General features: G+C 47.2%; 12 protein-coding genes. 6 read left to right on the top strand and 6 right to left on the bottom strand.

Annotated elements, in window-relative coordinates; all coding sequences use genetic code 11:
• Nucleotides 1–9: 9 nt before the first annotated feature.
• The 3 genes from LN737_RS01895 to LN737_RS01885 all read right to left on the bottom strand — a co-directional run bounded on the left by LN737_RS01895 (nt 10) and on the right by LN737_RS01885 (nt 3,312).
• Nucleotides 10–1,293 (bottom strand): Gfo/Idh/MocA family protein, encoded by a 1,284-nt coding sequence (locus tag LN737_RS01895; protein ID WP_405515732.1) that lies wholly within the window; start codon nt 1,291–1,293, stop codon nt 10–12.
• A 93-nt stretch (nt 1,294–1,386) separates the two neighbouring features.
• On the bottom strand, nt 1,387–2,130 hold the full coding sequence (locus LN737_RS01890) for a LytTR family DNA-binding domain-containing protein (protein ID WP_405520279.1): 744 nt from the start codon (nt 2,128–2,130) through the stop codon (nt 1,387–1,389).
• Between the two features lie 15 nt (nt 2,131–2,145).
• Complete coding sequence (locus LN737_RS01885; RefSeq protein ID WP_405515730.1) at nt 2,146–3,312, bottom strand: sensor histidine kinase; 1,167 nt, start codon at nt 3,310–3,312, stop codon at nt 2,146–2,148.
• A gap of 247 nt (nt 3,313–3,559) precedes the next feature.
• On the opposite strand from LN737_RS01885, the gene LN737_RS01880 reads away from it, so the two are divergent.
• The 3 genes from LN737_RS01880 (at nt 3,560) to LN737_RS01870 (ending at nt 6,355) form a co-directional block, all read left to right on the top strand.
• Nucleotides 3,560–3,901 carry a hypothetical protein gene (locus tag LN737_RS01880; protein WP_405515728.1) on the top strand — a complete coding sequence of 114 codons (342 nt, stop codon included), beginning with the start codon at nt 3,560–3,562 and terminating at the stop codon, nt 3,899–3,901.
• A 160-nt stretch (nt 3,902–4,061) separates the two neighbouring features.
• Nucleotides 4,062–5,525 carry a Gfo/Idh/MocA family protein gene (locus tag LN737_RS01875; protein ID WP_405515727.1) on the top strand — a complete coding sequence of 488 codons (1,464 nt, stop codon included), beginning with the start codon at nt 4,062–4,064 and terminating at the stop codon, nt 5,523–5,525.
• 290 nt (nt 5,526–5,815) lie between these two features.
• Nucleotides 5,816–6,355 (top strand): RNA polymerase sigma factor, encoded by a 540-nt coding sequence (locus LN737_RS01870; protein WP_405515725.1) that lies wholly within the window; start codon nt 5,816–5,818, stop codon nt 6,353–6,355.
• 24 nt (nt 6,356–6,379) lie between these two features.
• Here LN737_RS01870 and LN737_RS01865 read toward each other — a convergent pair whose 3' ends face one another.
• The 3 genes from LN737_RS01865 to LN737_RS01855 form a co-directional block, all read right to left on the bottom strand.
• Nucleotides 6,380–6,619: a hypothetical protein gene (locus LN737_RS01865; RefSeq protein WP_405515723.1), complete on the bottom strand. Its 240-nt coding sequence runs from the start codon at nt 6,617–6,619 to the stop codon at nt 6,380–6,382.
• Between the two features lie 92 nt (nt 6,620–6,711).
• Entirely contained in the window at nt 6,712–6,936 is a 225-nt protein-coding gene (locus LN737_RS01860; protein ID WP_405515721.1) for a hypothetical protein, read from the bottom strand.
• 272 nt (nt 6,937–7,208) lie between these two features.
• On the bottom strand, nt 7,209–8,534 hold the full coding sequence (locus tag LN737_RS01855) for an amidohydrolase (RefSeq protein WP_405515720.1): 1,326 nt from the start codon (nt 8,532–8,534) through the stop codon (nt 7,209–7,211).
• Between the two features lie 141 nt (nt 8,535–8,675).
• Between LN737_RS01855 and LN737_RS01850 the strand changes: the two genes are divergently transcribed.
• Genes LN737_RS01850 through LN737_RS01840 form a run of 3 tightly spaced genes read left to right on the top strand, consistent with a single transcriptional unit; the run spans nt 8,676 to nt 13,894 of the window.
• Complete coding sequence (locus LN737_RS01850; RefSeq protein WP_405515718.1) at nt 8,676–11,873, top strand: SusC/RagA family TonB-linked outer membrane protein; 3,198 nt, start codon at nt 8,676–8,678, stop codon at nt 11,871–11,873.
• A gap of 13 nt (nt 11,874–11,886) precedes the next feature.
• Complete coding sequence (locus LN737_RS01845) at nt 11,887–13,359, top strand: SusD/RagB family nutrient-binding outer membrane lipoprotein (RefSeq protein ID WP_405515716.1); 1,473 nt, start codon at nt 11,887–11,889, stop codon at nt 13,357–13,359.
• Nucleotides 13,360–13,381: 22 nt separating this feature from the next.
• The gene (locus tag LN737_RS01840; RefSeq protein WP_405515714.1) at nt 13,382–13,894 is read left to right on the top strand and encodes a hypothetical protein; all 513 of its coding nucleotides are present in this window, start codon (nt 13,382–13,384) and stop codon (nt 13,892–13,894) included.
• Nucleotides 13,895–14,420 lie beyond the last annotated feature (526 nt).

The raw sequence follows: 14,420 nt of genomic DNA, 5'->3' as shown, positions 1-14,420 counted from the left end.
ACACGCTGATTATAGCAAATCCCACTCTTTCCGGTATTTCCTCGACAGGAGCGCGTTGGCTTCGGGATTATGCCTGAATTTCTCTTTTTTGGCGTTCCAGTCCAGGGGCTGGCCGAGTCGATACGAAATCAGGCCTAGGTGCATGGGCATCGTCATTTGCCGGGCATACGCCAGGTTGGATTCTGGCTGCTTGCGGGATTTAACGGCGTCGATAAAATTCTGCTGATGGCCCGGTGACCGTTCGAGCGTAATCGGAATTTCCGGCACGTCGGCCATTACAACGCCGTTGATAGTTATTTCTCGGGTATTATAATCACAAAGCAACGTACCCTTGTCGCCTTCAAAATAAGCGCCGATGCCCCGTTTTTCGGCACCCGGTACGTTCGGGGGCGTGCTGGTCCAGTGAAGATTCAACCCATCGAACTCATAATCAATATCAATCCATTTGGGAGCGTCACCGATTCCTTCGGGTGCTTCTCCTTTGGCACTTACGCGCTTGAGGCCCGTAGGATTGACAGACCACCAGACGACATCGGCAATGTGGCACCAGAAATCCTGAAAAACCCCACCTGAATAATCCAGAAAATAACGATACGTAAAGTGGCATCGCTCAGGCGTATAGAGTGAAACGGGAGCCGGTCCCTGCCACATGTCCCAGTTCAACGTAGTAGGCGGTGTTTGATAATTGGCAGGACCAAGCACAGGCGGGAAACCTGTTTTCCAGAGTCGTACCGTATGGACTTTTCCGATTGCGCCCGCCTTGATAATTTCGACAACACGGTGGTAATTATCGCCAGCATGAATCTGCGTGCCCAACTGAAAAACGCGGTCGTATCGATTCAGTGCCTTGAGCATTTTCTGACCCTCCCGAACACTGTAGGAGAGCGGCTTCTCGCCATACACATCCTTGTCAGCCTGAAAAGCAAGAATTGCGACCTGCGCATGCCAGTGATCGGGCGTAGCACACGTAATGGCGTCGATATCCTTACGGTCGAGCAGATAACGAAAATCGGCGTAGGTCTTGGCCGCTGTGTTTGGTTGCAGGGTTTGTAATGTACTCAACGCTTTGTTCAGGTGCGTTTCATCCAGATCGCACAGACCAACCACTTCTACCTCTGGTAACTTGGCAAACCAGTTGAGGTGGTTGGTTCCCATGCCATTCAGCCCGATGTGAGCAACTCGCACGCGATCACTGGGAGCGACCTTTCGCTTTGCATTAGGAAATAAAGCCAGGCTAAGTGCAGCCGCACTACTTTGTTTGAGAAATTCCCGGCGATTGGGTTGAGAAGTCATGGTAGAATCAGCTTGGTTTCACTACGTCTTGTCGTAGTTATTTCCTCTAGTTCTCAATAGCCAGAATACCCTGAAATCTACTGTATTAATACGTTATTCCAGGCCCATTTTCAACGCCTGCCCAACTTCCTTATGATACAATCGGCCAATGGGTAACTCCTGCCCTGCAATGTCTACATGGTTGGGTGTGTAAGCCGATATTTTATCAATGGCTACAATGAAGGATCGGTGAACGCGCAGAAAACCCGTGTCAGGAAGCATCTCTTCCAGCGAACTGATGCTTTGTTTGACAACCAGTGGACGGGCGGAAGTGGTCACAATTTTAATGTAATCTTTCAGGCTCTCGACGTAGAGAATGTCGCGGATAAACACCTTGACCATTTTTCGGTCGGCGCGGAAATACAGAAAAGAGGCTGCCGATGTTGAATCGGCTGGTTTCTCAACAACCGAATTATCTGGCTGAAGCACTCCGGAAATGTTGCCGTCGGTACGCATCACTTTCGAGACAGCGCGCAGAAACCGCTCAAACGAGATAGGTTTTAGTAAATAATCAACTACGTCTAGTTCAAAACCATCCAGCGCATAATCGCGGTAAGCCGTTGTAAAAATTACTTTTGGCGGCTGGCGCAGGCTGCGTATAAAATCAGTTCCAAGGAGTTTAGGCATCTTGATATCCAGAAAGATCAGATCAACCGGCGTTGATTGTAAGAGGCTGAATGCCTGAATGGCATTATGGCATTTTCCTACAATCGTCAGTGCCTCAATCATATCGATGTGTGATTCGATCACAGCCAGGGCAGGGGGCTCATCATCAACAAGCAGACAACGTATCGGCATCATAACAGCAGGCAATTAAACGACTTCTGTCAGTTGGGTAGTTGGTAAACGAACAGCCGTTTGAATGGGTAATAGTTCCAGTGTCAGCGAGATCATAAAGGTTTCATCCTCAGCTGCAATGCGTAGTTCGTGTCGGTCAGGGTAAAGAAGCTGCAGCCGTTTCTTTACGTTCTGCAAACCAATGCCACCAATGGGCGTGCCGTTGTGCGGATCAGCTTCCCGACTATTGATTACTTTGAACTTCAGGAGCGTACCGTGCACCGACAAATCGATGTGCATCCAGGCTTGTTCGAGCTGTTCACTGGTACCGTGTTTAAAGGCGTTTTCCAGAAAAGGGACCAGTAGCAATGGCGCAATAAGTTTGTTCGTATAATCGCCGGATAAATTCACCGATACGTCGAGTCGATCACCGTAGCGAAGTTGTTCTAATCCAATGTAATTACGCATGAACTCAATTTCTTTCTGAAGCGTCACTTCTGATGCATTACAGTCATACAACATATAACTCAGCAACTCGGATAGTTTTAGGACAACTGCCGGCGAATGGTCGGATTTATGGAGCGTAAGCCCGTATAAATTGTTTAGCGTGTTGAATAAAAAATGCGGATGAACCTGTGATTTGAGTAGTTGTAATTCAGCCTGTAATTTCTCCCGGTCAATCTGCTGGTAAGCCAGCTGTTTCAGATACCAGATCTTTACCAGTTTAATGGCAGCCGCAAAACCGCCAATGGTTGTTGCGCCCCGCAGACCAGCCATGAGGGCAAAAAAGAAACTATTGCCCGATGGACGGCCGCCAATGTCCATGCAGATACGTATGGGATCAACAATAAACTTTGTAAGGCAGGCCGATAAAACGGCTGTGCTAAGCAGGGCCAGGATTACGTTTACCAATGCCAATCCGTACTGGCCCTTCAACAGAAAACGAGGAATGACCCAGTACATAATTATATAGGCCAGGAACATGTGAGCCGGCATAAAGAGGACCGCATCGACAAAAGCGATTGAGAACCCCCAGAAAAGCGCTACTGGCCAGTTGAACCCTCTTTGCAACAAACTGCCAAACGGTAAAAACCCGTAAGTAAAAGCAAAAAATAGCACCCACGATAGCCAGAATAGCCCATGCCTGGCCAGCCGCTGCCGAGGTTGATTGGAGAAGACAAAGTCGTTGGTTAAACGTTGCATACCCGACGGATTACGTAGTCGAAGATAGACAAACAGAGCGGATTGAGCTATGCGTTACGTCTTTTGTCGACAGACGACGGACTATTGTCGCTGAACGACCTTGTTTGACCCAAAATGATGTTGATAGACAGCTAGATGACGTATGGTGTCTAATGAATGCCCCCGGCGAAAAGCTAAGCGAACTATAGCGGGTGTTTCTACATTTGAGTGGTTTATAGACTAATGCGAACACAAAAACACTCATACCATGAACACCATTTCACACCTCCGTCTGGCCATAATGGCCGTTTTACTAACGACTGCTTCGTTCACCGCACAAGCTCAGTCGAAAAAAGAATCATTAGCTCCGCGTGAGGGATTCTGGGTGATCGAGACTATGCCCAAAAGTCGTCAGTGCACCGTACGTTTTTACACTGACGATCAAAAACTAATCTACGAAGAAACGGTAAGTCGTACCCTGAAAATTACTCGCCCGCAAACCAAACGTCAGTTAAATGCGGCCCTTGATCAAGCCATGTTTGTCTGGAATGCTACGCATAAAGTTCCGGTCGACCGGCAATGGGTAGCCATACAGTTCGATAAAAAATAATACTACGTTATTTTCATTACCAGCCAGCATCCCGAAAGCCAGACGTTTTTGGGATGCTGTGTTTAGGCGCACTAGTGGCCGATATTAAAAAAAGTGTTTGTCAGGTAAATTTCTCTGTTGGGTGGCTTTGCTATCCATATCCATTATTACTTTATTCTTCATGGAATCCAACAGACGCACATTTATAAAAAGCCTGTCTGCGGCATCGGCACTGATAGCTACTGAGGGTATAGCCAAACCATTCGGTTTTCCGGCTTACATACCGAATTTGAAAAAGATAAGTCCGAACGATAAAATCCGCTTTGCGACCATTGGCATGGGGATTCAGGGCAACTACGATACACAGGCCGCGTTACGTAATCCGGACGTCGAACTAGTGGGCGTAGCAGACCTGTATACCGGGCGGCTCGAACATGCTAAAACAGCTTACGGGAAAGATAAAGAGTTGTTTACTACCCGCGATTACCGGGAGATTCTGGCGCGTCCGGATGTAGATGCCGTCCTGATTGTCACTCCCGATCATTGGCACGACCATATCACTATTGCGGCACTTAAAGCGGGTAAGCACGTGTATTGTGAGAAACCCATGGTGCAGCACCTGAACGAGGGCAAAGCGGTCATTGATGCCTGGAAAAAATCGGGCAAGACCATGCAGGTAGGAAGCCAGCGTATCAGCAGCGCGTCGTTTCAGGAGGCTAAGCGACTCGTACAGGCTGGTGAAATCGGGGCTATCAATTACATCGAATCAAACAACGACCGTTTTAATGCAATAGGAGCCTGGAATTACTCGATTCCACCGGATGCTTCTCCACAAACTGTAGATTGGGATCGGTTCCTGGGCGATGCACCTAAGCGTCCGTTTGATGCTACCCGCTTTTTCCGCTGGCGGAACTACAAAGACTACGGTACGGGCGTTGCCGGAGACCTGTTTATTCACCTCATTACGGGCGTTCATTTTGTAACCAACACGCTCGGCCCAACCCGAATTTTCTCATCGGGTAATTTAGCTTACTGGAAAGACGGCCGCGACGTGCCCGATGTGATGTCGTGCATTATGGATTACCCCAAAACCGATCAGCATGAAGCGTTCCAGATGGTGTTACGCGTCAATTTTGCCAATGCCGGCAAGATCAGCAACGTAACGCGTATCATTGGTAACGAAGGGCAGATCGAATTCTCGGAGGATAACCTCATTATGACCAAGAAAAAATTACCGATGGCCCCTGGCTACGGTAATTACGATAGCTTCTTTACGTTTACAGAGCCCGTGCAGCAGGAATTCGTCAAACAATACGACGCCAAATATCCGCCCGATACCCGTAAGGCCGAACCCGTAAAAGAGGTGAAATTTGAGGGCCCTAAAGATGATGACGCCCATGCTAAACACTTCGGCAACTTCTTCGAAAATGTTCGCAATGGAAGTCAGGGAACTATCGAAGATCCCGTGTTTGGTTTCCGGGCTGCGGCTCCGGTACTGGCCTGCAACGAAAGTTATTTTGAACAGAAAGTGGTGTATTGGGACCCGGTTACGATGACGCAGAAAAATCCGGCAAAACCAAACGTAGCAGCGCCATCTAAAAAGAAAACACTCGCATCCGCCAAAACCAGCACTAAAAAAAGCTAGTTGGTATTACCTATGATTGCCCCATCTGTTTGACTTGTGTAAAGCATGTTGAGCAGATGGGGTTCTTATTATCAGTTATCTAGAGACGGTTATGAGCTACATCCGGTGTAATTTCTAAGATGTTAAGTAAACGGTTTATATAAAAAGATACCAATAAAAGCCATTTAATAGTTTTGCTAAAAATTTAGTAGCATCTTTTTAATTTAATAGTTTATCAGTTTAATAATTAAAAATATATTTACAGAATAACCCTGTCATTTCCTCTTAACCTTAATTAGCTGTAACCGTTCGTGGAAAAAAGTAATCTAACTGACGAAGAAATGATTCGTCAGTACCTGACTGAACAACCCAACCAGTGCTTTGAAGCGCTCTACAAGCGTTACGTCGCCCGCGTCTACCATCGCTGCCTGTTCATGACCAAAGATGCCCAAACCGCCCAGGACTTCACCCACGACATCTTCATGAAAGCCTTCAGCAAACTGGATCATTTTCAGCAACGCTCCAGCTTTGCCACCTGGCTGACCTCGATTGCCCATAATTATTGCTCGGATCAGCTGCGGCTGGCCAAACGGCTTCATACCACCTCCCTGGAGGACGGGATGGACCTGAGCGAGAGCCGGGAGAGCGGTCTTGGGGAGGAGCAACTGGATCGGGTGCATCGGGCGATGAGCGGTCTGTCGGCCAGTGAGCAGTTGCTGTTACGTCAGAAGTATGAGCAGGGTTTGAGTATTGAGGAGCTGGCGGGTTTGTATCAGATCAAGGTGAGTGCCATCAAGATGCGGCTCAAGCGTAGCCGAGACAGAGTCGAGCAGCTATACCGCCAGTTATAGCTAACCCAAGCCATTAAGAACAAATTACTGCTGACTTTCAAAAATGGCCATAGCCTTGTCGATGGTGTCGTCATCTACTCCATCAACAGTTAACTCGTTATCGTTTTCTACGTTGCTGATAACAGTAACCGCATCCATATTCAGACTTGGGTCCGCCAGAAAAAGCGCAGCCCGGAATCGCTCTTCAATACGTCGGTTGAGGGCGTCATTTACATTATGAGTTAGCTCGTGAGCCAGTTCAATTTCTTTCTCGTTACTATGCATTGCAGTAATACTTTTAAAAGTAGGTTACGAATATGGCTGGTTTTGTTAAAAAAATGAACACCTTTCCAGCTATTCTTCGCGAAATAGTCTCTTCACTCTAATGATTCGGCCGCTAGCCGAATCATTTTTCCTTCTTGGTCCCAGTATAAGCCTGCTTTCCCGTCTTCACTCATTAGTGCCAGCGTCAGACCGTGTTCTTCAGCATAACGGTCTATCTCTGACCGTACATCCAGTACCTCTTCATAAGGAATCACGACGCGTTTGACGATCCCATAAGCAGCACCCGTCCATATCGTTTGTGTTATCTGCGCTTTCATGACTATTATTTTATTGAGCGATGATCACAAGCAAACCGTTCTTCCGTTTGCATTGGGCCATTCTCTGCACCAATTAAACCAGACGTATTTTGATGGTTTAATTGCATTGTTTTGCCCTATAACTGCTATACAAACAAATTTGTGTTGAATTATCAAGGAAAAGAAACAGGACGAGCGTACCCTGAGCTCAGGGAAATCGCTGAAAATCAATAGTATGAAATAAAAAAGTGGACCAGATAATATGGTCTCTGACCCACTCGAAAAGCCGTTATCTACAATTTTTTTGCGGCTGCTGACTGCGTCATATAATCAACGGTCAGGTGGCAGAGCGATTTCATTCCCAGCACAAAACAACCTTCATCAATCTGGAAATCAGGCGTATGGTGCGGAGCTGCATTTTCTACTTTCTTTCCTTTAGTCATGCCGCCCAGGAAATAAAAAAAGCCGGGAATTTTCTGCTGATAGAACGAGAAATCTTCGGCACCCGTCTGAGCAGGTGTAATTCTGACATTATCCTTACCCGCCACAGCTTCGAGTGAGGGTACCATCTGATCGGTTAATTTGGGATCATTGTACGTAACAGGATACATGATATCAATCTTAACGTCAGCTTTAGCACCTGCACTTTCGGCGATGTTTGTGGCAATTTCATTTATCCGACGATGAATGAGCTGTTGAGCTTCCGGGCTAAACGTCCGAATTGTGCCAATCATATTGGCTTCTTCCGGGATTATATTCTGACGAATACCACTGTGTAAAGCGCCAACCGTAACAACCGCAGCATTATCTGTCAGCGTTACGTTCCGGCTTACAATCGTTTGTAAACCCATGACCACCTGCGCCGACGTAACAATCGGATCGGTACCCGACCAGGGAGCGGCACCATGCGTTTGTTTACCCTTAATTTTGATAGCATATGAATCGACGGCCGCCATTGTTGCCCCAGGCCGGTATTTGATCGTGCCTACTTCGGTTTGTGAATTGATGTGTAAACCGAAAATAGCTTCCACTTTAGGGTTTTCTAATACGCCCTCTTTCACCATTAGATACGCTCCACCTTCTTCACCTGTGGGGGCGCCTTCTTCGGCGGGTTGAAAAATGAATTTGACGGTACCATGTAGCTCATTTTTGACGGAAGCCAGCACCTCGGCTGCGCCCATAAGCATAGCTACGTGGGTATCGTGTCCGCAGGCATGCATAATACCTGTTTGCTGCCCATTGTATTCGGTATGGGCTTCCGATTTGAAGGGCAAATCTACACGTTCTGTTACGGGCAGTCCATCCATATCGGCGCGTAAAGCTACTACCGGCCCTGGTTTTCCACCTTTCAACAAGCCTACTACGCCTGTTTTCCCGACCCCTGTTTTAACTTCCATGCCAAGCGACTGGAGGTGAGCGGCAATTTTGGCGGCTGTCTGAAATTCGCGGTTGCCAAGTTCAGGATGCTGGTGAAAATCCCGGCGCCAGGCAACCACCTTCTTCTCGAGCCCTTCGGCCATTTTATCCATTTTGGCATTGAGCGTTGTCTGTCCAAACGTTGTGTGAACAACACAACTCACAAGGGTAAGCGAAACGGCTAGCTGTTGATACGTATTCATCCAATAAGGCTGTTTTCAATTGAAGATGTAATTATTATGCAATTTACGCGTCTTCCAAATAAAATATTGTCTTATTCTGATTGCTAACTATTTTTGTTGCCAGAATTCAAATTTTTATAAAACAATTCATCTTCAAACTACATGAAAAAACTTCTATTTGGGGGTTTGCTGCTTATGCTATTGCCCTGTCTGTCAGTTATGGCACAGGACATAGCCCTGAGTGGCCGGGTTACTTCTTCTGACGATGGGTCAGCTTTGCCAGGAGTGACCATACAGGTAAAAGGTATTACGCGCGGTACCACAACCGACGCTAATGGCACTTATAAATTAAGTGCGCCAGCCAACAGCCAGCTAGTTTTCAGTTTTATTGGCTACAAAACGCAGGAAGTTGCTGTTGGAAATCGGACTACGTTAAACGTTTCGCTTGACGCCGATGCCACTAATCTGAATGAAGTGGTTGTAACAGCCCTGGGTATTGAGCGGGATAAACGTTCGCTATCGTATGCTACACAGCAGGTAAATGGTGACCGGATTGCTCAGCGTGGCGAACCAAACGTACTGAATGCGCTGCAAGGCAAAATTTCGGGTGTGCAGATTACCGGAGCCAGCGGGGAAGCCGGCGCGTCGACAAACATAAACATTCGTGGGATTCAGTCTTTTACGGGAAACAACCAGCCACTGTTTGTTGTCGATGGAATTCCAATTAGTAATAGTGTTGACCGTACCAACCTTGGTCCAAATGGTACGTTAGGTGGTCCGCAGTCCTCAAACCGGGCCCTTGACATTGCCCCCGAAAATATTGAATCGATAAACGTACTGAAAGGACCAGCTGCGGCTGCACTTTACGGGTCGAGAGCTGCGTCGGGTGTGGTGGTTATTACCACGAAGTCGGGCCGAAACGCTAAGAAGAAAACCGAGGTGACGGTTAACTCTGGCATTACGTTTCAGAACGTATATGGCCTGCCTAATTTTCAGAATGGCTATGGACAGGGGCTGAACAATATCTTTCAGAGCAATAGTGTGGCTTCATGGGGACCGGCCTATGGCTCTCCGGCAACCCTGGATAACGGCTTTTTAACCCGAAACGCAACAAACCCTGCCCAGCTTGACTCAACAGCACTTTTTCCGGGCGGTGTGTTTCCAACGTACAAAGCCTATCCGAACTACCGGGCCTATCCCAATAATATTAAGGACTTTTTCAAACAAGGCCGTATTCTAACGAACGCTGTCAACATCGGTGGGGCAAGCGGAACGAGCAATTATAATTTCTCGGTGGCTAATACCTCGCAGGACGGTATCGTTCGGAACTCAACCTTCAAGCGTACGAACGTGAGCTTTGGCGGTAACACGGTGCTGTCGAACAAGTTTCATGTTGGGGCATCGATCAACTACAGCAATACCGGACAAAGCAACTCGCTTACAGGGAATGGAGGAAGCGCCTTTGGGCAATTGGTATCCGTTCCCCGAAGCTACGATCTGCCTAATTTGCCGTATCAGGATGCCAACGGACGTAGCGTATTTGCTGGTACGCCCGGTTCAAACGAAAACCCGATCTGGGGCCTGGAAAATAACCGAACGACCAGTAATGTTGATCGATTGATTGGCAACATCAACTTCGGCGTTGATCTTTTCAAAGGGGTTAACTTATTCTACCGGGCAGGGATCGATACGTATACGGACCGGCGGAAGCAGATTTTCGCACCGAGCGCTGCCCGTTTGCTGGTGGGCGGGGTTGGTGAAGATATTTACTATTGGCAGGAGCTTAACAGCGACCTGATTCTGACGGGGCAGAAAAATGATATTCTACTGTCGGGACTTAATCTTGAAGGGCGTTTGGGTTTCAACGTGAACCAGCGCAAATCGCAGAACGTAACAGCAAACGGCCAGAACCTGACCCTGCCCGGTTTCTATAACCTGAGCAATGCCACTGTTTATTCTAATGGTACGCAGGAAAATAATACGCTACGTCGCCTAAGCGGCTATTACGGACAAGCCAGTTTTTCGTTCCGCAACTACGCCTTTCTGGAATTGACAGGCCGGTTCGATAAATCATCGACCCTGCCGCTTAGCAAGAATACCTACTTCTATCCGTCGGTTTCGGCAAACGTCATTTTATCCGATATTTTTCCGATCAAATCATCGACACTATCCTACCTCAAAGTACGTGGTAGCGCGGCAAAAGTGGGTAAAGATGCCGACCCGTATCAATTACAGTCGGTGTACGTAACAACCAGCCAGGGGAACAACGTATCGAACATCACGTTCCCGATCAACGGTCAGAATGCATTCTCGATCAGTAACCGGATTGGGCCCGGCGATAATCTGAAGCCTGAGTTTACAACCTCTTATGAAGGAGGTTTAAACGTTGGGTTGTTCGATAACCGCTTCAGCCTGGACTTTACGTACTACAATTCGGTCAGTACAGACATGATCGTGAATGTGGGGATGGCTGCCTCCACCGGCTATACGACCCGCACAACCAACGTTGGTAAAATGACCAACAAAGGTGTTGAAGCGTTACTGACAGTTACACCCATTCGGGTTAATGATTTTCGCTGGGACGTAACGGTCAACTATACCCGGAATAAAAATGAAGTTGTTGATATTGCTCCGGGCGTAGAAAGTTTTTCTATTCCGGGTAGTGCCTTCACGGGGTCTATTCCCTCTATCGTCAAAGGCCAGCCATACGGCGTAATTCTGGGAAACAAAAAGCCAACGGCTCCAGATGGTCAATGGATTATCAACCCGAACACAGGGTTGTGGAACCCTGAAATTGCGAACCAGAACATTTCGAACCCCAACCCACTCTGGATCGGAAGTATTCAGAATACGTTCAAATACAAAGGACTTGCACTGGGCTTCCTGTTCGATACGCAGCAAGGCGGTCAACTGGTAGAGTTTTCGGCCGGCTCGTACAAATCGAACGGCACGCTGGACGTAACGGGTGTGAATCGTCAGGCGCCACGCATAATACCCGGTGTATTTGAAGTAACCAATGCAGATGGCAGTAAAACGTACACCCCGAACAATATTCAGGTGGATGCGCAAAGCTACTGGCGTGCTTTTGGCTTGCAGAGCGACCTGAACGTATTCAGTGCCACACGTTACAGTCTGCGTGAGGCTACGCTTACCTATGATATCCCTACGTCATTGATCAGCAGAACGCCGTTTGGTGGTATTTCGATATCGGTAATCGGACGTAACCTGTGGTATTTCGCGCCGGGCTCACCCATCGATCCTGAGGTTAATACGCAGGGCGCCGGGAACATACGCGGTCTGGAACTGCAAAGTGCGCCAAACACCCGCAACTACGGTGTAAACCTGAGATTTACTTTCTAATCATTGACACTTCATGAAAACAACTTATAAAACATATTTAGCCTTATCGCTGGTAATCGCTATGGCGAGCTGTAGCGAAAGCTTCTACGATGTTAATACGACACCAAATAACCCAACGACGGTGCCGCCTTCGGTGCTGCTGACAACCGTTGAATATGACGCGGCCTTTACAACGTCGAATGACTTGAATCGTATCAGTGAAGTATTGGTACAGCACATGGCCGGTGTAGCCAATCAGGTAGCTGCCTATGATGTGTTTAATCTGCGGGGTGCTTCAGACAATCAGTGGAATGGTGAAATTTACGCTGGTACGCTGACCAATGCACAACGGCTCATTGAACAAACGCAGCAAACCATTCCTGCTTATGCGGGTATCGCCAAAATTGTGAAAGCGTACGGATTTAGCCTGGCAACAGACATTTGGGGCGACATTCCCTATTCTGAAGCCTTGCAGGGATTAGCAATTTTAACGCCACGTGTCGATGCGCAGCAGGATATTTATCTGGGCAATTCCGAGAAAAAAATCCAGAGTTTGTTTGACCTCATCAAAGAAGGGATGGCTGATTTGGATAAACCAAGCACTACGGGTGTTATGCCGGGTACCGACGATGCTGCCTATCAGGGGAATCTGGCGAAGTGGAAGCGGCTTGGCAATACGTTGATGCTCCGGCTGGCCGTACAGATGAGCCGCAAAGCACCAGATCAGGCAAAACAGATCATCAATGACGTACTGGCGTCACCTGCTGGTTTGATCAACGATAATTCGCTGGATTTTCAGGTTGCTTTTGGGACGGACAACGGCAAACAAAATGCCTTGTATTCATTCAATTATGTCAACCGTACCGGCGATTTAATGGCCAGTCAGCGTTTTCTTGATACGTTAACGGCCTACAACGATCCACGGATCAGCAAGTTTTTCACGCTGGCTGCTAATACAGGCAAATACGTAGGCTTCAACAATGGCTCTACGGCCGCTGCTCCGAGCGTTGTGGCAAATCGGTCGCGCTATGGTACGTACCTGACGGGAGCAAGCGGTGAAGCGCCAACGCGGATGATTACCAATTTCAACCGTGCTTTTCTGTTGGCTGAAGCCGTTGTGACCTTAGGCATTGCGGGCGATGCACAGGCACTTTATCAGGAGGGAATCAAAGCGTCGATGGCAAAAGCAGGTGTAGCTGCTGCCGACATCACCGATTACTTTGCCAAAAATCCTCAGCTTGTAACCCTGTCGGGCGATGCTCAGAATAATGTTCGTCAGATTCTTACGCAAAAATGGATTGCTAACATAGGACTTAGCATTGACTCCTGGAACGACTACCGCCGGACGGGCTATCCTCGCCTTTCGCTGCCGCTCAATCCGCAAGGCGACAATCCGGCCATCATTCCAGTACGTTTGCCCTATACGTCGAATGAGCAGCAACGCAATCCGAATGTGCCAAATCCGGGGCCCAAGATGGATGAACGCGTGTGGTGGGATGTAGATTAATCATTATTGACAAACTAAAATCATGAGAACACTAAGTTATATAGTAGGATTGTTAGTGCTGTTCAGCACAATTTCGTGCAAGAAGGACGACATCGTTTCGATACGTGATGCGCAGGCAACCAACAATGCGATCACGGTTACGAATTATAAATACTTCGAGCGAATCCCTATCGTAGAAACGTCGATTTCGGCAGGCGGTAAAGTCGATATCACTATGGCACTGCCAGCCGATAGTCCTCGGTCATTCAAGGAGATTACGCGCGTGGCAGCTTCGACAATCAATGCCTCAATCAACGCATCGTCTGTGCAACGAACGACGGGGCTTTACCAAACAGCGATTGCTGCGTCGGGTAAATCGATTACGTATTCAACCACACTGGCTGATTATATGGCATTCAAAAAGCTTACGGCAATGCCTTCAACCACTACGGGTGGCATTGTTACGTACACCGATATGCAGTTTTTTTTCCTGATTACACTGGACGACAATTCAACAGTGATTCCTTATGAGATTCGGGCACGAATTCGTCAATAATTAGGTAGAAAAGTATTTGTTCTAAAATCACCAGGCTCCCCTTAGCACGAGTTACCTTACAAAAAGTAACTCGTGCTAAGGGGAGCCTGGTGATTTATTTTTTGCTGAAGAAATCCGACCGTTTGATATACTTTTCATCTATTTGATGCTAGAAAAATACAACTCTCTACTAGCAAAGGCAAATATAAGTTTATGTAACTTGATAGGTACTTATCCTAGAATTATACAATTCCTGAATGTAGTATTTCTACTTAAATCTGAGTAATGATATCCGTATAAAATATTGCAAATAAATCTTTATGGAAATTATAATTTTAATGAATTTATAATGTGCCGAATAATAAATAGATATATAGCCTTTATTGAATTAATGTTGGACTAATTTCTGCCTGATCGGCTCTGACTGGATGCTGAGTAGACAAGTTTGCTTTTATACCTGCTACGATTACAGCAGGACAGTTTGAATTTATAGCTGATTATTAAAGGGTTATATGTTTAGAATAGTAATCGATTGAAGTTTTTCTGT

The organism is Spirosoma sp. KNUC1025 (assembly GCF_045160025.1).
Classification (GTDB): domain Bacteria; phylum Bacteroidota; class Bacteroidia; order Cytophagales; family Spirosomataceae; genus Spirosoma.
Note: the sequence above shows the minus strand (reverse complement) of the source record. Positions and strands in the feature narration are given on the sequence as shown.

Bases quoted from the DNA above. Each gene is read 5' to 3' on its own strand.
- LN737_RS01895 (WP_405515732.1), bottom strand. From the start codon at position 1,293: ATGACTTCTCAACCCAATCGCCGGGAATTTCTCAAACAAAGTAGTGCG.
- LN737_RS01890 (WP_405520279.1), bottom strand. From the start codon at position 2,130: ATGCCGATACGTTGTCTGCTTGTTGATGATGAGCCCCCTGCCCTGGCT.
- LN737_RS01885 (WP_405515730.1), bottom strand. From the start codon at position 3,312: ATGCAACGTTTAACCAACGACTTTGTCTTCTCCAATCAACCTCGGCAG.
- LN737_RS01880 (WP_405515728.1), top strand. From the start codon at position 3,560: ATGAACACCATTTCACACCTCCGTCTGGCCATAATGGCCGTTTTACTA.
- LN737_RS01875 (WP_405515727.1), top strand. From the start codon at position 4,062: ATGGAATCCAACAGACGCACATTTATAAAAAGCCTGTCTGCGGCATCG.
- LN737_RS01865 (WP_405515723.1), bottom strand. From the start codon at position 6,619: ATGCATAGTAACGAGAAAGAAATTGAACTGGCTCACGAGCTAACTCAT.
- LN737_RS01860 (WP_405515721.1), bottom strand. From the start codon at position 6,936: ATGAAAGCGCAGATAACACAAACGATATGGACGGGTGCTGCTTATGGG.
- LN737_RS01855 (WP_405515720.1), bottom strand. From the start codon at position 8,534: ATGAATACGTATCAACAGCTAGCCGTTTCGCTTACCCTTGTGAGTTGT.
- LN737_RS01850 (WP_405515718.1), top strand. From the start codon at position 8,676: ATGAAAAAACTTCTATTTGGGGGTTTGCTGCTTATGCTATTGCCCTGT.
- LN737_RS01845 (WP_405515716.1), top strand. From the start codon at position 11,887: ATGAAAACAACTTATAAAACATATTTAGCCTTATCGCTGGTAATCGCT.
- LN737_RS01840 (WP_405515714.1), top strand. From the start codon at position 13,382: ATGAGAACACTAAGTTATATAGTAGGATTGTTAGTGCTGTTCAGCACA.